The following is an 18,522-nucleotide window of genomic DNA, read 5'->3' on the forward strand; positions in this document are numbered from 1 at the left end:
GAGCCTAAAGGTGATGGGTTGCCTAAAAGGGGGCGTATTATGTTTCTTGCTCAAGAGATCATTCGTAAAAAACGCAATGGCGAAGCGCTAAGCACAGCCGAAATCCAATTTTTTGTTAACGGAATCACCCACAATACCGTATCAGAAGGGCAGATTGCAGCGTTTGGTATGGCGGTTTATTTTCAAGACATGAACATGGATGAGCGTATTGCACTGACCAGTGCCATGCGTGATTCTGGTACGGTTTTAAATTGGGATGCGTTGCGGGTAAACGGCCCAATTATTGATAAGCACAGTACCGGTGGTGTTGGTGATGTCATCAGCCTCATGCTTGGCCCTATGGCTGCTGCGTGTGGTGGTTATGTGCCCATGATTTCTGGCCGTGGTTTAGGTCATACTGGTGGCACACTTGATAAATTCGATGCGATTCCTGGTTATCAAACCGAGCCTTCTAGCGAGTTATTTCGTAAAGTTGTTAAAGATGCTGGTGTGGCTATTATCGGCCAAACGGGCGATCTCGTGCCAGCTGATAAACGTTTTTATTCTATTCGAGATAACACCGCTACTGTCGAGTCTATTGGGCTTATTACCGCGTCTATTTTATCTAAAAAATTGGCCGCAGGCCTTGATGCGTTAGCCATGGATGTCAAAGTGGGCAGTGGTGCATTTATGCCGACCTACGAAGCGTCAGAAGAATTAGCCCGTAGTATCACCGCTGTTGCTAACGGAGCAGGGACTAAAACCACTGCGTTACTTACAGACATGAATCAAGTGTTAGCATCTTGTGCTGGTAATGCTGTTGAAGTTCGCGAAGCTATCCAGTTTTTAACCGGTCAATATCGTAACCCACGTTTATGCGCTGTCACTATGGGGTTATGTGCAGAAATGCTGATTTTGGGCGGTATTGCACAGAATGAAACCGATGCACGTAATAAACTAAATACTGTATTAGACAATGGTAAAGCGGCTGAGGCATTTGCTAAAATGGTCTCTGGTCTCGGCGGTCCTACAGACTTTGTTGAGGCTTATGATAAGTATCTGCCTCATGCGAAGATCATTCGCCCTGTTTATGCCAATACTTCCGGCTTTGCTTACCAAATGGATACCCGCGAACTTGGTCTTGCTGTCGTTACCTTAGGTGGTGGACGTCGTAAACCGGGTGATGCGCTCGATTACAGTGTCGGATTAACTCAAGTTTGCGCACTGGGTCAAGAAGTTAACAAAGAGGTTCCGTTAGCCATGATCCATGCTCAATCTGAAGACGCTTTTGCTGAAGCTGCAGCAGCAGTTCAAAAAGCTATCGTGGTCAGTGATAGTGCGCCAGAGAAGACGCCTGAAATTTATCGCTATATCCGCGCTTCAGATTTATAAAGGAAAACACAATGAAACGTACTTTTATCTTAATGCTAGACTCATTTGGTCTTGGCGCTGCGACCGATGCAGACAAGTTTGGTGATGTCGGTTCTGACACTTTTGGCCATATTGCGCAAGCGTGTGCAGAGGGTAAAGCTGATATCGGTCGTCAAGGCCCTTTAAAGCTACCTAATCTTGCTAAATTGGGTTTAGCTCATGCTGGCTTTGAAAGCACAGGTAAATTTGCAGATGGGTTTAGTGCCGATGTCGAAGTGATAGGTGCTTATGGCCATGCTGATGAATTAAGTTCAGGTAAAGATACCCCTAGTGGTCACTGGGAAATGGCAGGTGTGCCAGTTCTTTATGAATGGGGGTATTTTAACGATTTAACTCATTCTTTTCCTAAAGAATTAACTGACAAAATCTTGAAGCGAGCTGGTTTAGATGGCTTTTTAGGAAATTGTCATGCATCTGGTACCCAAATTCTTGAAGAATTGGGCGAAGAGCACATGAAGTCAGGTAAGCCAATTTTCTATACATCAGCTGACTCGGTTTTCCAAGTCGCTTGCCATGAAGAGACTTTTGGCTTAGAAAACCTATACAACCTATGTAAAATTGCCCGTGAAGAGCTTGAGCCTTATAACATTGGTCGCGTTATTGCTCGCCCATTCGTTGGTACAAGTCCTGCTGATTTTGCTCGTACTGGTAATCGTCATGATTATGCGGTATTACCGCCAGCGCCTACCATTCTTGATAAAATGAAAGCTGCCGGTGGCGAAGTAGTCAGTATTGGTAAAATTGCTGATATTTATGCACATAGTGGTATTACTCAACAGTTTAAAGCGACCGGTCTTGAAGAGTTATTTGATGAAACCTTAACGCAGATAAAACGTGCTGGCGATAACACCATAGTGTTTACCAATTTTGTCGACTTTGACTCTCATTATGGTCATCGCCGCGATACTGCTGGTTATGCGAAAGCATTAGAGTATTTTGATTCTCGTTTACCAGAACTGTTTGCCATTTTACAGCCTGACGATTTAGTGATATTTACTGCCGATCACGGTTGCGATCCGACTTGGGTTGGTACCGAACATACCCGCGAGCGGGTGCCTGTGTTGGCTTATGGCGCTGGTTTACCCGCAGGCTCATTAGGTCGTCGTCAGTCTTTTGCTGACATAGGTCAGTCGATTGCGAGCTATTTCACGCTAGAGCCGATGAATTACGGTGAATCTTTTATTAATTAGTCACATTTTCAAACGACGGTTCTATATAAAATTTAATGTGTTTGCTAAACTGTCGATATTATTAAAGCAAGACCAAATAAAATAGAAACATAGGGGTTATAACATGGCTACACCACATATTAATGCTGTAGAAGGTGCTTTTGCTGAAACAGTGCTTTTTCCAGGCGATCCGCTACGTGCTAAATACATTGCTGAAACTTTTTTAGAAAACGTTGAGCAAGTGACTGATGTACGTAACATGCTAGGTTTTACCGGTACTTACAAAGGTAAGCGCATTTCTGTTATGGGCAGTGGCATGGGTATTCCATCTTGCTCAATCTATGCTCATGAGCTTATCAAAGACTACGGTGTTAAAAACTTAATCCGTGTTGGTACTTGTGGTGCAATCAGCACTGACGTAAAAGTACGTGACGTGATCATTGGTATGGGTGCATGTACTGACTCTAAAGTGAATCGTTTACGCTTTAAAGATAACGATTTTGCAGCGATTGCTGATTACAGCTTATTAAGCGCAGTGGTTGACTCTGCAAAAGCACATGGCACTAAAATCCGTGTTGGTAACGTGTTCTCTGCAGATCTTTTCTACACACCTGATCCACAGATGTTTGACGTGATGGAAAAAATGGGTGTACTAGGCGTTGAAATGGAAGCGGCTGGTTTATATGGTGTTGCACATGAATTAGGTGCAAAAGCATTATGTGTTGTAACTGTATCTGACCATATCCGTACTGGCGAAAAAACCACTTCTGATGAGCGTCAAACAACGTTTAACGACATGATCATTATGACGTTAGATGCGGCTTTAACACTTTAAATAGTGAATAAGAATGAATAAGGGCACTCATTGAGTGCCCTTTTTATTAGGGTTTATCTTGATGTTCTTTACTTGGTGGTGCATTTGTGGCATCAGATATTAACGCGATTCTTTTTGGTTTTTTGCGTAACTTTGCTTGCGATTTTCTGCGATCAAAATCTGCTCGTTTAAATGACAATGCTCGCGACAGCAATAAACCGATAAAGCCTGCAACGATTAACATCAATTGCTGCAGTTCCATGTTTTGTTCATGTAATACTTTGATTTCATCAAAAAAGATATCGAGGTTTAAGCGAACTTCGACATAACCTAAATTATTGTTATCTTGCATTACGTTTTCAATTAAAGGCGGATAAGGCTTGAGTAAACCAGTTAACACTTCCGAGTCGGCCTCTAAGTCTTCGAAAGACACGCTTTGAGCAAAGGCGAGCCTCACACCTTGTGAATTGTATATATTAACCGACATGACTTTAGGATCTGCCGCCAACGCAGAGGCTAACCATTGTAATTGTTCATCATTTTGTAAAAACATGGCCGGTGCAGCACCATTTGCAGCTTGCTGCGCTAATAAGCGGGCCATGACCTTTGTTTGTGAGTTAAGTAAGTTTTGACCGTTACGTAAACTTGCTTGCCATAAATGTATTAAGCCAAAAATCAGTGAGATGGCGATAATAACCTGAATTATCCGACTGATTTTTTGCCTTTTCTTTAAACCTTTAACAAAAATCACTTTAATCCTCAGCGTTTTTTCTATTTAATTGGCAACTGACATGAGTTGGTTTTGCACTGCACTATGCTCAGTGTTTATCCAATTACAGAGAATTATCAAAAAGCTATACTAATCGAAAAAATTGTTAGTAGATAGTCGTAACATACTAAGAGGCCGTATTGATGCTACAACAAAGTGATAATGTTTTACTAAATTGGTTATTTTCAGAAACTTGTGAGACTTATCAGCATCTAGGCTGTGTATTTTACCGTTATTGTGAGTCCGATTATCTGTTAAATTTGCAGGCAGATCTGCCATACCGTAGCCGTATTATATTTGCTTCACAACATTCAAGTGTCATTGAAGCATGGTTATCGTCACTGACAATCGATACTCATATTGCAAAACTTGAAAGACAGAATGACCTACTAGGATTTGAACTGGCGACTCAAACTGCTATTGAGCAATGGATTGGCTCTTTTCCGCAGGACATTGCTGCTGAAATTGTGCTAATCCAACAGCCTCTAGCACGGTTAAACCAACCAGGTTTATTAGTGATGGACATGGATTCTACCGCCATTCAAATAGAATGTATTGATGAGCTCGCGGCAATGGCTGGAGTGGGGGATGAAGTCGCCGCTGTTACTGCCAGTGCCATGCGTGGTGAATTAGACTTTGAGCAATCACTTAGACAGCGAGTTGCTAAGTTAGCGGGAGCTGATGCGCACATCATTGAGCAATTATGCGACAACCTACCATTAATGCCTGGTATTAAACCTATGATTGCTGAGCTTAAATCACATCAATGGAAATTGGTTGTGGCCTCGGGCGGTTTTACGCCTTTTGTTGGGCATTTAAAGCAACTGCTTGGGCTAGATGCCGCTTATGCTAATGAGTTAGTGATTCAAGACGGTAAATTGAGCGGTGAGGTGACCGGTGAGGTCGTTGATGCGCAATATAAGGCCAATGTGATTGCTAAAAGTGCCAAACAGTGGTCGATAGCTTCAGGGCAGTGTGTAGCCATTGGTGATGGTGCCAATGATATTCCAATGATTCAAGCTGCAGATTTAGGATTAGCGTTTCATGCTAAGCCAAAACTTGTTGCAGCAGCAGACGCCGCTATTCAGCGCCTGGACTTGCGGGCTTTGGTGTTCTGTTTACAGGCGTAGTTGTCGCGCTTTGGCAGATGAACCTAGCTTGATTAAGACTGTTGTGTTTGGCGTTGCCATTTTGGTGGCAACTAGGCAAAACACCTAAGGTTTTACGTTTTTACTCTATTTTGTTGGTGTTTCATGGCAGTAATGATAGCTTAATCAAATGATAACTTTTATTACTGCTTATTGTGAACTCAGATATACAACAATATTCTCTGTTTATTCCTTATCGTGATGGCAAGTTGCACGTCAGGTATATTGGACCTACCGCAGCCCATGGCGCGAATATTCCTATTTTAATGCTCCATGGAGCCATGTCTAACGGTCGTGTTTTTTACAGTGACTCAGGACGCGGGCTTGGCTGCTTTTTGGCCAAGGCCGGTTTTGATGTGTATGTGATGGATACTGCTGGACGAGGCTTAAGTGAGCCTAAAATTCAGCGGGATTATACCCTAGGTCAAGGCGAGGTGATCCGCGAACAAATACCGCTTGTTCATCAGTTTGTATTAAGCCGCCATCCCTTAGTGAGTAAAGTGCATTGGTGTGCTCATTCGTGGGGCGGTGTGCTCATGGCGAGTAGTTTGACTCGTTTTAGCGATTTACAACACAGTGTGGCCTCCCTGTTAACCTTTGGTTCTAAGCGTACAATAAAAGTTCGCTCATTTAGAAAGTGGCTAATGGTGGATTTTTTTTGGAATCGTTTGGCGCCGTTTTTGGTATCAAGGCAGGGGTATCTCGATGCTCATCGACTGCGAGTGGGCATGGACAATGAAAGCCGTGCATCGTTACTGCAAACCATTGATTGGGTTCGAGGTGAATGGATTGATCACGATGACGATTTTGATTATGGCCATGCAGCAACCAAGACCCAATGGCCAGTGAGTTGGTTTATTGCGGGGAAAAATGACCGGGTACTAGGAAACCCTGCTGATGTGCGTGATATGATTGCCGAATGCGGAATAGCTAAAGTGAAATACACCTTGTTGTCTAAAGAGCAAGGTAATCTATTTGATTATGACCATGCCGGCATGCTAACCAACAAGCATGCAGAGCAGGACCATTTTGTGCAGATCCGGCAATGGTATCTGTCTTTGTAGCAACGCTCAGGCGATTGGTGTGAACAAGGTGGTTTAGTTGGCCGTTGCCAAAATACTGGGGTAGCGAACTTCTACTTCTGCGGTAATATCAAGTAATTCACCTGAGCCTATGACTTTCCAAAGTTGTTCTTCTAGTTGTTTTGCTCGATGATTTGCGTGGATATTAATGTATTCCAATTCGCGTCTGATATAACTCATGTCTGGTTTGTCTGTCGCACCACGGTAAACTCGCAGGGCCATAAAGCGACCGACTTTTTTACATTGTTGGATAAATTTGATTTGGTTATCTCTGCCACCTAATTCCGATTTTAAAATACACTTGATTTGCACTGTGCCTCTTGGTTGGCGGATCAATTGTATAAACACTTCAAAGAAATCCATATCATGGCTGGCTTTCATTGCTTTAATCGGATCAATGATTTGTTGTTTTAAGAGATTATTGTCTAATAAGGGCTGTAAGTTAAATTGCAGAACTTGATCTGTGTCTTGGGCAAATAAATGGCTGATTTCATCGGTTTTTGTACCTATACCAATATAAGCCATTTGAGCTGATTTTACCGTTTTCTCAATAAAATAGGGTACGCCAGGAAGTTGGCGCATAAACAGGTTTTTTAACCCATCAGCCAGTTCTTTAAGTTGCCCCTCGTTGTCTGACAATTGCTCTAATTTTTGTTTGTTATGTGCAATTAATTTATTTAAAAACTCGACCCCTTCGTGAGGAGAATGTCCAATTAAGGCGCTTAAGTGCAAGGTTAGGCCATTCATGCGACTGCGGATGAGTTGATAAGGTAAATTTGATAAGTTGGTTTTACCTGCAGCAGCTTGTAGCCTTGGAAAAGACAAGGTCACTTGTGCCGGCTCTGTAAAGTCGACTGCTTCTTCTAAAATCAGTTGTAAACCTCGACTTGAAATGTCGTGGGTAATACCTGTGGCTTTTTTGTCGCCCTGTTGCACAGTCACTGTGGTTTTAAAGGCAAATCTTGCTTCATGGCGCCGTTCACTAAATGGCATTGAGACTTTTTTTATGCTGTGGTTTTTCACTTTGGCTTGCGCAAAAATTTTTAGTCCATTGACATCTTCTTTGTTAAACCAAGTTTGGTAATCCCGGCGTACCTCTTCGTTGGTCAGGTCAATCAGCTGTAAAATATGGGTAAATTGCGCCAGTTGCTGCTCTGTTAATGCACTGTAGTGTGCATCATCTCCTGGGAGTGTTGAGGTTTTGTAGTTTTTACTATGATCGATTGATTGAGCGATCAATTTAAATACTCGCCAACTTGCTTTTGTCGAGGCAAAGCCAAGAAATAAATTTAAATTGTTAGTGGCTTTTAACTCAGCCAATGTCGCCGAATAATAGTGCAGTTTTCCCTGTGCATTGTGGGTAAAACAAAACAGTAAGTTATGATCGGTTTTATCAGGATGTTTAAGCAGCTGGGTTAAGCGTCGAGTATTGATAAAACTCGGTAGTTGGCTGACACTATTTTCATCTTGAAAATAGTGCTGTATTGGTTGATTGCCACGGCCCAGTAACTCATACGAGATGCATGGCGTGTCATCACTCATGCTGACATACAAAGGTAAGTGAGTCAGCAGTGGTAAATAATGGCGCTCATAGCCAAGGCCTGTTGCGGTGACAATGACATCGTTGACATCAACTTTATAACGATACTTATAGCTACGGATCACCTGGGTTAAGACTTTGTCTAATGCATCCCCTCCACCTAGGCGTTTTAACCTTAATATAGCGTTGCCGTCTTTATTTTGAATATCCACAATTTGGTAATCAACACCATGTTGCAGATCATCAATATAAAACTCTTCACTTAACTCAAGAAGTTTGAGCCTTATAGGTTTGTCTTGATCTAAATGATGTTTTACTGGCAGTTTTATTCGTGCGCCACCCACAGAAAGATCAAGTGTTACCCCATTAACCTCATGTGTATTTTGTTGATTGACCGCAATACGAATGCTGTAATTCATTCGTTCTTCGCAACGGTTAAAATAACTGCCAAGCACAACGCCAGGAACGATATAAGGGTTGTCGTTGTTTAGTGTATCTTCTGGTTCGATGTTTCGCAGTTTTAAACGGCGCAGTTTGTGAGCTTTTAAGACCTGCTCATAAACACCAAGAGTATATTTATTGCGGTACAAAGGTAGGGCGTTAATGAGTGACTCTTTTGCTGGCTCGTCTAAAAAGTGTCGTTGATTGGCGATAACCACTTCTTCGCAGGGGAGTTCAGTTTTATCGCGTAAATCGATAATACGAGTACATTGCGATGAAATACGGTTAAGCTCCATTTTTAATAAAAAACGGGTGGAATTCGATTCATCGGCCGTAAGCTGATCAAAAATGTCCTGAAAGTCAGGTTCCATTAATAACGGCTTAAGCTGTTCAATTAATGCACTGTGATTATCTAAACTCATTTTATTGTCGTTATAATTAGGTTTTTTATTACTCTGGCTGATGTTTTATCGGCAAGAAAGTGCTGTTCTTTATAATATTATTCATTACCAATCCATATTAGGTAAGTTAACATGGTAACGCTTTAATGCATTGGCGGATGGTATTTACCATTATGCGTTCAGTTTGAACAAGATTGTAATATTTGGCAAGGTTCGAGATAAAATTGCTGATCTAATTTAACTTTTTATTACGTTATTCTTGCTTTGCGCTCTGCTATTTGAAAGGCAATAAACATGACAGCATAGTAACGATTTAAGCAAAAACAGCTGGAAACATTCTGAGTGGTCACTTATTTACGGGCAAAGGTATCCTGTGTTTAATAGCCATTTTTATTTCAATGTGTCTATTTTAGGCAATCAAACAGACTGCGCAGCCTTGCAAACAGAGCAGATGCTAGTGCTCTGTGCGATAGCATTACGCGTTAAGTTTTTTTAGCACGGCGGTACTTTAAAGAGTATTTTGGCAGTGAATGCATGGACGTGACTGACCGATACCACTGCAGCAGAGATTTATGCTTCATTAAAGGGTAAAATGGGCCAACAAACGCTGCCCCATGAGTTCAGCTAAAAATGTTGTTAACTCAAACAGTAATCAATCAGCAATAATCAACAGATTCAGGTAATGTGCACCGTTTTACACTCATATTTATGACACGTTATTTTGTTGGTATTAAGAAAAGTAATAGGAAGTAACATGGCTAAAGCTCCCAAAATGGCATTTGTGTGTGACGATTGTGGTATGGACTATCCGCGTTGGCAGGGACAGTGTCGTTGTGGTGCTTGGAACACGTTAGTTGAGGTGCGTCTGTCTAGTACAACATCTTCTGCGTCGCGTCCTGCCGTATTGGGCTATGCGGGTGCTTCAGGTGGCGGAGCGAAAAAGCTTAACGATGTTGAATCTGTTGAAGCAGAAAAAAGGCTCACGGGTATAGGTGAGTTAGACAGGGTGTTAAGTGGCGGGCTAACTACGGGGTCGGTGAATATTATTTCAGGCGATCCAGGCGCGGGTAAAACCACATTATTATCTGATTTAGTGGCCCGCATGTCTCAGACGACAGCATCATTGTACTGTACTGCTGAAGAGTCGCTTTCGCAGTTTAAAAACCGAGTAAACCGCTTAAAGCTTAATTATAATGAAGATAATTTATACCTATTGTCTGAAACCAGTGTTGAGGCAATTATTGAGGAATTAGACGCTAAGCAAATCAAATTTGCGGTAATCGATTCTATTCAGGCGGTGATCACAGATAATGCAAATGGCAGCCCTGGCTCTCCATCTCAGGTTAAAACTGCAGCGCAGGCGTTTACTCAATATTGTAAAAAAAATAATGTCACCATGTTTATTATTGCGCATGTAAACAAAAATAATGAAATTGCTGGGCCGCAAACATTAGTGCATATTGTCGATGCGTTATTACATATCGATACCAATGATGGTCAAATTCGTACGTTACGGGCTAATAAAAACCGTTTTGGTGACGTTGATACTGTTGGCATTTTCCGCATGAGCGAGCGCGGTATGGTGAGTGTCGATAACCCAAGTGAAATCTTTTTATCTGGTTCAACAACTGAGTCTCCAGGATCTACGATTACCTGTATTCGTAAAGGAAACCGCAATTTATTACTCGAAATCCAATGTTTAACCACCGAAACCGAATCTGAGTTCCCACAACGTGTATGTGTGGGACTCAATATGAACCGGATTAAAATGTTGACGGGCATTTTACGTAAACATACAAAAACAAAAATCTTTCATGATACCTTCTTCAACATTGTTGGTGGGTTAAAAATTGATGAGTCAGAAACCTGTATTGATTTGGCATTAGTGACGGCGTTACTCAGCAGTTTGAATGACTTTGTTGTACCACGTACCACCTGCATTATGGGAGAGCTGAGCTTAAACGGTGATGTGAGGCCTATCGACAGCGGCGTTCCTAGGGTGAAAGAGGCGGCGCAACATGGATTCACCGAAATTTTTATTCCTTTTCGAAATTATCATAAGTCGATGGAAGGACTAGGGGCAAAAATTACTCCAGTAAAAACCATACATGAGTTACTCGAGTTAATTAACTAATTTTAGCTAGGGCAAAAAGGCTTTTAACTGGCTTTTGTGTTGTTAACTGTGTTGAATAAACAGGCCCTAGTTGTTGACGCGTAATTTTACCCTGTGAGTAAAACCAATAATCAGTTTGAAAAGTATTAAACACTCATACTTTGAGCTTGCGTATTTTTGTTTCTATCTTTTGTCGCTTACTGCATATTTAACCTCAACTCTGGATAAGAGATGTATTGATAACGATATAAATCAATAGATTGACTAAAATCCACTGTCAGGCTTGTGATTTGTTTTGCTAACAAGGCGAATTAACGCGTCAATAGCTAGCCTATTGCAAGTTAATTCAACGCAGTGAGGAAGGCAAAGGACTGCTTGAAAGGCGTTTGTTATCCAGAGCTGAGGTTATTTAGCATTCACGTTGCACTCAGCTAGGATAATAACACCTTACAGATAAAAAAATGGCAAGCCGCGAGGGTTGCCATTTTTTGTCATGATCGATTTAAGGTGTGGGGGTGATGAGTGATTTAAGCTCACGGTCCAGTAAATCGGCATCGCCCATATTTAATTCAATTATCCGTCGTAAATGGGTAATGCTATCAAGGTCGATATGGACACATTTAAGCCCCAGATGTTCAGGTGTTTTATGCACAATGGCTGCTTGCATTTGAAGCTCAATGTCTGAGTCTGGTAGTACAAATGCCAACGTGACTTGGGTGTTAATTTGCCCAGTGTAACCTGCTGGTAATTCCACTAAGGCCCCATTAAGACTCAAATCTAAAATTTTTGTTCGCCAGGTTTGTTGAGTTTGCTCAATATGAGCGCTTGCTGCAAATAAGATACGAGAAAATTTTCGTCTGTCGTCCATGGGTTACCCTTTATGCCGGTATGTTGACGGGATACTGCCCGTCACTGTTATGCATTAAGCATACTTGATTTTTATGTTTTTCGCTGGCTTTTTATACGAAAAAGGAGCGCTGGGCGCTCCTTTAGGAATGGTTAATATTTGTTTAGCTGTACGGCTTATATCAGTATGTGCCCCATTAAGGCAATTATTGGTAAGGTAACCAAAGTACGTAAGATAAAGATAACAAACAGTTCAACAAAGTTAACCGGAATTTTACTGCCAATCAATAATGCACCGACTTCACTCATGTAAATTAATTGGGTCACAGATAATGCCGCAATCACAAAGCGGGTGAGGTCAGACTCTATCGAGCTTGCTAAAATAGATGGGATAAACATATCTGCAAAGCCAACCACTATCGTTTTTGAGGCTTCTGTAGCTTCAGGTAATTGCAATAATTCTAGCAGTGGAATAAATGGCATACCGAGGTAATTAAACAGTGGCGTGTGCTCAGCAAGTACCAGTGCCACAGTACCAATTGCCATAACAACTGGAATCACGCCGAAAATCATGTCGACAACATTTTTTATCCCTTCAACTAATACGTGCTTTATACCACCGGCTGAAGATGCTCGCTGCATTGCTTGTTCAAAACCCCACGCGAACACACCATGAGTTGTTGGTACGCTTTCATCGTCTTCATGGCGCGGTGTGTTGTCTATGTAGGTGTCTTTTTTCCAAGATAAGGGCGGTAATTTAGGTACTATGACCGCTGCGACAATACCAGCTAAACAGACCGTTAGGTAAAAAGGGACAAACAAGTGTTCAAGTTTAACTTGAGATATCACCACGAGACTAAAAGTGATGGATACCGCCGAGAATGTGGTGCCAATCACGGCCGCTTCTCTTTCAGTATAAAAACGGGTTTCATACTGTTTGTTGGTCATTAAAATACCGACGCTACCATCACCTAGCCATGAAGCCATACAATCAATTGCACTTCGACCTGGTAGGTTAAAAATCGGCCGCATGACTTTAGTTAGCAATGTACCAAAAAATTCTAGTAGGCCGAAATTTAATAACAATGGCAGTAGCATTCCGGCAAAAATAAACACCGAAAATAACACTGGCACTAAATCGTTAAGCACGAGCCCACCCGTTGCTGACGACGTGATCATCTCTGGACCCACTTGCAAGTAAACCATCACAATGAATACGGCACCAACAATACGGGTTGCAAGCCAAAATAAATTGACCTTAAGTAAAGTGCGTAGAAAGTGGTTTTTACGCACAAATTGAGGATTTACAATGCGCGTTAATAAAGAGGCTATGGCCATGAGTACCACAATGCCTGAAACAATTAACTGAATTGAACTGCCTAGTTCGGTTTGCAACGCTTTTGAAATAATCGCAATTGGAATTGTAATAGCACCGTCAACACTGACCGGGGTCATAAACAGTAATAGACCAATCAATGATGGGATAATAAAGGTAAGAATTGTTTTAATGCTATGTTTTTTGTGTGTCACGTTAAATACACCTTACGTATGTGCTTTAAAGTGGGCTTGGCGTGCAAGGCCACTGATAGTCATGGACAGTAAGTGAATGTCCATTCAGTTGTTCTTTTTAGGGAGGCAAGGTTACCTCCTTATTTGCAGTATGTAAAATGATAACTGAAACGAATAGATATTAGTTAAATGTGGGTAGATATACGTGTGAGTTTTTTGGCGTGCATCTTTAGTAAAACATAAACTAATCATGGTGTTGCGTTATTGTTGCCAATCTGTTTTAGGGGTGTTTCTAAGTGGTGAGCACGTGTAATAGGTTCAGCATTGTTTAATAAACTTAGCTGAACCCATCGCTAAGTGATTGCCGAGGTTATTCGATGCCATCACCTACTGCACCCTATTGATTAATTAAGTGATTAACATGTTCGGTGTAGTTCATTCCTGGGTGCCCTAACCAGTATCCATTGCAATGGCTGAGATGATCGTTTGACTGAGCAAACTGGGTTAGCTCATTTTGTAATGATTTTTTATCATCTTCTAACACTTTATTGAGCAATCTGGCTAAGGCGTCTCCTAGGCTGATATCTGCTAACTTATTAGGCGATATGCGCCAGTAATCCACGCCCATGTTGATCATTTGTGGTATTTGCTTGATAAGATCCACTTGCGCCGCAGATTGAGTTTGAATGCCGTTTAATCTCAATAAAGGCTGTGACTCTTGTGTTTGCGCTAACAACCCTTTGCTGTGACGTTGGCAAATGGTTTGACATTTGTCTTTTGGTAGTTGGTAGTGTTTGGCTGTAAAGCAACGCGCTGAATGAGCTAGCGGCATATAGCCATGACCGAGCACTTCGATTTCATATTGTGGCTCACTGCCTGTATCGAGAACGGCTTGCAACCATTGTTGCGATAATTCACATGGCATCACAAAGCGGTACATGCCTTTTTGATATAACAAATCTAAGCTAGCGCGGTTGTAGTTGTTGATGGTCGGGCCACACACAAAAGGAACCTTTGCTTGGTGGGCGTAATACACACCTGCCATGTCGTTGGCCTCGATGCTAAAGTCACCATTATTAACAGCACGTTTTAGTTCATTGAGTTCAGATTGCGCTTCCACTAGTGCCATGGTCGACAATACTACCTGTTTACCATGAGCTTTGAGTGTATGCGCTATGGCAAGATAATCAGCAAATTTGAGTTCGCGGCGGCGACTGCAAACGGTTTCACCGAGGTAGACTGTGTCAATGCTACTGCTGGCGACTTGTTGGTAAAATTGTTCAACATCAGCTTTAGACCAGCAATAGCTGATCGGTGCGAGAGATATTTTCATAGTAACCCTTATTGCCATTGGCGCTCGTAGGCACCTAATGTAGTAATTTGCCCTTCAGACACTTTGGCTAATGCTTGCGACCATTGTGGTTGTTCTGTAAATGAGGACGGCGAAGCCAAATAAGTATCAATGGCACTGCGCCATACTTGAGTCACCTGACTGACATAGGCTGGGCTGCGTTGACGCCCTTCAATTTTAAGTGATGCGATCCCCGCTTGTGCCAGTGCTGGCAATAAACTTAAGGTGTTTAAGCTGGTGGGGGATTCGAGCAAATATTTGGCGTCTTGATCGTATTGAGCTACATAGCGGCCTTTGCATACAACAGGGTAGCCGAGTTGTTGATTGGCTTCGGCTTTATCAATTAACACATTATTTAATCGGGTTAACTTATCAGTGCCACTGTCTTGCCAGCGAACGTGATTCGCAGGTGAGCATGAGCCACCTGTGTTTGGGGATTGCCCGGTGACATAAGATGATAGGTGACAACGGCCTTCAGCCATAATGCATAAACTACCAAATGCAAACACTTCTAATTGGACAGGGCTGACTTTTGCCAAGTCTTTGACTTGTTTTATTGACAACACGCGTGGCAGGACCGCCCGTTCTATATTAAAGGCTTCTTTATAAAACGATAATGCGCCTAAGTTAGTGGCACTGGCTTGCACTGATAAATGTAGCGGTAAATGTGGATAATGCTGGTGGGCATAACTTAATAATGATAAATCGGCCACGATAAGTGCATCCATATTCAATTGCGCTGCTAAATCTACCGCCTGATACCAACGCTGCTCCTGTCCAGGTTTTGGGAAGGTGTTTAGGGTTAAAAACACTTTTCGACCTTGGCTGTGAGCTAATGTCGTTGCATGTGCGAGTTGTGGCGCCGTAAAGTTTAATCCAGCAAACGACCGTGCGTTAGTATCATCTTTGAGTCCCAAATAAACCGCGTCAGCGCCTGCATTTAAGGCTGCTTTTAACGAGGCCAAATTACCCGCGGGGCATAAGAGTTCCATGTGAGTGTTCTCATTATTTTTGAAGAACAGGAGTGTAAATGTGATTGAGTTAACATGAATTGATTTAAAACAGGTTTCGTTGGATAAATTGCCAGTAAACTAACTTGTAAAATCGCTTTATTAGCAGGTAGGAACTCTTAATGGCTCAAGTATTTCAACAACGTTTGTCTGGGTATATTTTAGATGTCGCACCACACATTAGTCGTCGTTCATTGGCAATAGTGCCAGAGCGTCTGAAAATGTCGCTTATATCTCAAATCCTTAATTTGGTGCTGGCAGAGCAGATAAAATCAGGTGATCTACTGTTTTTAAGAGATAAATCAGTTGGTATTTGTGTTGATGATATTGATTTACAGTTTCAGGTCAGTAGCAATGACAAGCTACTGGCATTGCCGATGAGCAAATCTAATGTAATTTTTAGTGCGAATGTGCCCGAGTTATTGTTAGTTGCCGCAGGAAAGGAAGATCCAGACACCTTGTTTTTTCAACGTAAATTGCGAATTGAAGGTGATACTGAGCTAGGGCTCGAGGTGAAAAATATACTGTTGTCGATAGAGTTAGACGCACTGCCTATGCCGGTAAGGTTAACCGTAGACAAGCTGGCGAGCATGTTACAAGCATTAATCCAAGGTTCAGAAACTAAATAACCTGAGCTCGGGATAATAATACCATTCCGCTTTAGCAAGTGATCTCTTTGCGAGAATTTAAAAGGGCTTAAACAAGGCGAATGACTGAATGAATAGTGATTCTCTTTCGAAGTCATGCAACGCAGTATAAGCCCTTTTAAAACTCGCCACAAAGGAATGCCCCAGCCGCTTTTGCTTTACGTTCTCGCTATTTGAAGGGAACAACCATTACAGCATAGCGACGCCTTAATCAAAAACCGCTGGACGCATTCACAGTGGTCACTTATTAATGCGCAATGGTATAAATGCCTTTCAAACAGTCCTTTGCCCTGCTCACTGCGTTGAATCGACTTACAATAGGCTAGCTATTGACGCGTCAATTCGCCTTGTTAGCAGAACAAATGACAAGCTTGAAAGTGAGAATGGGTAACATGTTGATTTTAAATAGTATAAATTCATCCCTTATCCCGAGATCAGGTTAAATAATCAAAATTTGGGCTGAAAAAACGGCGCTTTTGCGCCATTTTTGATTGAGTTATTTTAGTTATCGCCCTGTAATTGTGGCGTATTTAACTAATAATTCATCATGTGATTCAATATGCTGTGGATCTGGATCGATACAGTCAATTGGACAAACCGACACACAGGTGGGTTTGTCATAATGGCCAACACACTCAGTACATAGTGCCGGATCGATTTCATAGATCTCTTCACCCATAGTGATTGCCTCATTAGGGCACTCGGGCTCGCACATATCGCAGTTGATACAACTGTCATCGATGATTAATGCCATTTAATTATTAACCTGGTTGATGAGGGTTCCGTGTATCAACACCCTCAGGTAAATTACGCATTAGCATAGCTCGTTCAACATTGATGTTTTGCGGAATATCCATAAACACAAAGTGCCCAGAACCCAGCGCGGCCTCAATTGATTGGTTTTTGCGATTCACTAAAGATGCAATAGAGATAACAAAATTGCCTTCAGTTGTCATTATTTCAACACTGTCGCCAACCGAAAATTTATTCTTAACATCAATTTCAGCCAAACCTTGCTCGTTACGTTTTCCGGTAAACTCGCCAACAAATTGCTGGCTGTTACTCACTGAATGACCATATTGATAATTTTGATATTCATCATGCACATGACGGCGCAAAAAACCTTCGGTATAACCGCGATGTGCTAAACCTTCTAGGTTATTCATTAGAGTGCGATCAAAGTCTTTTCCTGCTGCGGCATCCTCAATGGCCTGGCGGTATAATTGAGCGGTTCGAGCAACGTAATAAAACGATTTTGTTCGGCCTTCGATTTTTAGTGAATCGATTCCCATCCGCGTTAAGCGGTCAACATGCTGAATCGCGCGCAAATCTTTTGAGTTCATAATGTAGGTGCCGTGCTCATCTTCAAATGCCGGCATATACTCACCCGGGCGACCGGCTTCTTGTAAAAGCACAATCTCACTGCTAGGTTGCCCAACGCCAAGTGTCGGCGTTTCGATTTGTACGTCAGGGGTTAGGGCTATCACATCGCCAGTCTCGGTTTGTTGCGCAGGGTGAACATCATACTTCCAGCGGCAGGCATTCGTGCACGTACCTTGATTAGGATCGCGTTTATTGATGTAGCCAGACAATAAACAACGGCCAGAATACGCCATACATAGCGCGCCATGCACAAAGACTTCAAGCTCAATATCTGGGCAACGCTGGCGAATTTCTTCAATTTCATCTAATGACAATTCACGGGATAAAATGACCCGTTTAATCCCTTGTTGTTGCCAAAACTTTACCGAGGCCCAGTTAATGGCGTTGGCCTGTACAGATAGATGCACCACTTGCTCAGGAAAGGCTTCACGTACCATCATAATTAACCCCGGGTCAGACATGATGAGCGCATCAGGCTTCATGGCAATAACCGGTTCCATGTCTTTTATATAGGTTTTGAGCTTAGCGTTATGCGGGGCAATATTACTCACCACATATAACTTTTTACCTAACGCATGAGCTTCTTCAATACCTGTGGCGAGGTTTTCCATTTTAAAGTCGTTATTTCTCACCCGTAAGCTATAACGCGGTTGGCCGGCATATACTGCATCGGCACCATAAGCAAAGGCATAGCGCATGTTTTTTAATGTGCCAGCAGGGGATAATAATTCAGGTTTAAACATAGTTTTCTCGGTTTACCGCAGGGTTAGTCTCATTAGGGGCTGAAAGCTTACTTAAGGACATTAGTGGGTACAAATATAGCCTTGGGAAATGTGAAGTGGGTTGTACTTTTATGGGCGTCGGCATCACAAATTTTTAAAAATGCGAA

At 42.1% G+C, this 18,522-nt stretch carries 15 protein-coding genes; 7 read left to right on the forward strand and 8 right to left on the reverse strand.

Annotated features, from left to right (window positions below; genetic code table 11):
• Positions 1-39 precede the first annotated feature (39 nt).
• The 3 genes from deoA (at position 40) to deoD (ending at position 3,414) form a co-directional block, all read left to right on the forward strand.
• On the forward strand, positions 40-1,371 hold the full coding sequence (deoA, locus tag L2703_RS02005) for a thymidine phosphorylase (protein WP_248969482.1): 1,332 nt from the start codon (positions 40-42) through the stop codon (positions 1,369-1,371).
• A gap of 11 nt (positions 1,372-1,382) precedes the next feature.
• Entirely contained in the window at positions 1,383-2,600 is a 1,218-nt protein-coding gene (locus L2703_RS02010; protein ID WP_248969483.1) for a phosphopentomutase, read from the forward strand.
• Positions 2,601-2,703: 103 nt separating this feature from the next.
• Positions 2,704-3,414 (forward strand): purine-nucleoside phosphorylase, encoded by a 711-nt coding sequence (gene deoD, locus L2703_RS02015; RefSeq protein ID WP_248969484.1) that lies wholly within the window; start codon positions 2,704-2,706, stop codon positions 3,412-3,414.
• A 46-nt stretch (positions 3,415-3,460) separates the two neighbouring features.
• Here deoD and L2703_RS02020 read toward each other — a convergent pair whose 3' ends face one another.
• Positions 3,461-4,144: an AhpA/YtjB family protein gene (locus tag L2703_RS02020; RefSeq protein ID WP_248969485.1), complete on the reverse strand. Its 684-nt coding sequence runs from the start codon at positions 4,142-4,144 to the stop codon at positions 3,461-3,463.
• 161 nt (positions 4,145-4,305) lie between these two features.
• On the opposite strand from L2703_RS02020, the gene serB reads away from it, so the two are divergent.
• A complete protein-coding gene (serB, locus tag L2703_RS02025) occupies positions 4,306-5,292 on the forward strand; it encodes a phosphoserine phosphatase SerB (protein ID WP_248969486.1) in 987 nt (328 codons plus the stop codon).
• 173 nt (positions 5,293-5,465) lie between these two features.
• A complete protein-coding gene (locus L2703_RS02030; RefSeq protein ID WP_248969487.1) occupies positions 5,466-6,374 on the forward strand; it encodes an alpha/beta fold hydrolase in 909 nt (302 codons plus the stop codon).
• A 33-nt stretch (positions 6,375-6,407) separates the two neighbouring features.
• Here the strand turns inward: L2703_RS02030 and L2703_RS02035 are convergent, their stop codons facing one another.
• On the reverse strand, positions 6,408-8,795 hold the full coding sequence (locus tag L2703_RS02035; protein WP_248969488.1) for a PilZ domain-containing protein: 2,388 nt from the start codon (positions 8,793-8,795) through the stop codon (positions 6,408-6,410).
• A 733-nt stretch (positions 8,796-9,528) separates the two neighbouring features.
• On the opposite strand from L2703_RS02035, the gene radA reads away from it, so the two are divergent.
• Positions 9,529-10,908 carry a DNA repair protein RadA gene (radA, locus tag L2703_RS02040; protein WP_248969489.1) on the forward strand — a complete coding sequence of 460 codons (1,380 nt, stop codon included), beginning with the start codon at positions 9,529-9,531 and terminating at the stop codon, positions 10,906-10,908.
• A gap of 481 nt (positions 10,909-11,389) precedes the next feature.
• Here radA and L2703_RS02045 read toward each other — a convergent pair whose 3' ends face one another.
• The 4 genes from L2703_RS02045 to ubiU all read right to left on the reverse strand — a co-directional run bounded on the left by L2703_RS02045 (position 11,390) and on the right by ubiU (position 15,585).
• A complete protein-coding gene (locus L2703_RS02045; RefSeq protein ID WP_248969490.1) occupies positions 11,390-11,755 on the reverse strand; it encodes a PilZ domain-containing protein in 366 nt (121 codons plus the stop codon).
• A 155-nt stretch (positions 11,756-11,910) separates the two neighbouring features.
• Positions 11,911-13,188, reverse strand: a complete 1,278-nt coding sequence (locus L2703_RS02050; protein WP_283107779.1) for a YjiH family protein — start codon at positions 13,186-13,188, stop codon at positions 11,911-11,913.
• 451 nt (positions 13,189-13,639) lie between these two features.
• On the reverse strand, positions 13,640-14,575 hold the full coding sequence (locus L2703_RS02055) for a U32 family peptidase (RefSeq protein ID WP_248969492.1): 936 nt from the start codon (positions 14,573-14,575) through the stop codon (positions 13,640-13,642).
• Between the two features lie 8 nt (positions 14,576-14,583).
• A complete protein-coding gene (gene ubiU, locus L2703_RS02060) occupies positions 14,584-15,585 on the reverse strand; it encodes a ubiquinone anaerobic biosynthesis protein UbiU (RefSeq protein ID WP_248969493.1) in 1,002 nt (333 codons plus the stop codon).
• 140 nt (positions 15,586-15,725) lie between these two features.
• Between ubiU and ubiT the strand changes: the two genes are divergently transcribed.
• Positions 15,726-16,232, forward strand: coding sequence for a ubiquinone anaerobic biosynthesis accessory factor UbiT (gene ubiT / locus L2703_RS18950; RefSeq protein WP_283107773.1), 507 nt, complete (start codon positions 15,726-15,728; stop codon positions 16,230-16,232).
• A 523-nt stretch (positions 16,233-16,755) separates the two neighbouring features.
• On the opposite strand, the gene L2703_RS02070 is transcribed toward ubiT, so the two are convergent.
• Positions 16,756-17,004: a YfhL family 4Fe-4S dicluster ferredoxin gene (locus L2703_RS02070; RefSeq protein WP_238106954.1), complete on the reverse strand. Its 249-nt coding sequence runs from the start codon at positions 17,002-17,004 to the stop codon at positions 16,756-16,758.
• Positions 17,005-17,011: 7 nt separating this feature from the next.
• Positions 17,012-18,376: a prephenate-dependent tRNA uridine(34) hydroxylase TrhP gene (gene trhP, locus L2703_RS02075; RefSeq protein ID WP_248969494.1), complete on the reverse strand. Its 1,365-nt coding sequence runs from the start codon at positions 18,374-18,376 to the stop codon at positions 17,012-17,014.
• Positions 18,377-18,522: the final 146 nt, after the last annotated feature.

The organism is Shewanella basaltis (assembly GCF_023283885.1).
GTDB lineage: Bacteria > Pseudomonadota > Gammaproteobacteria > Enterobacterales > Shewanellaceae > Shewanella > Shewanella basaltis.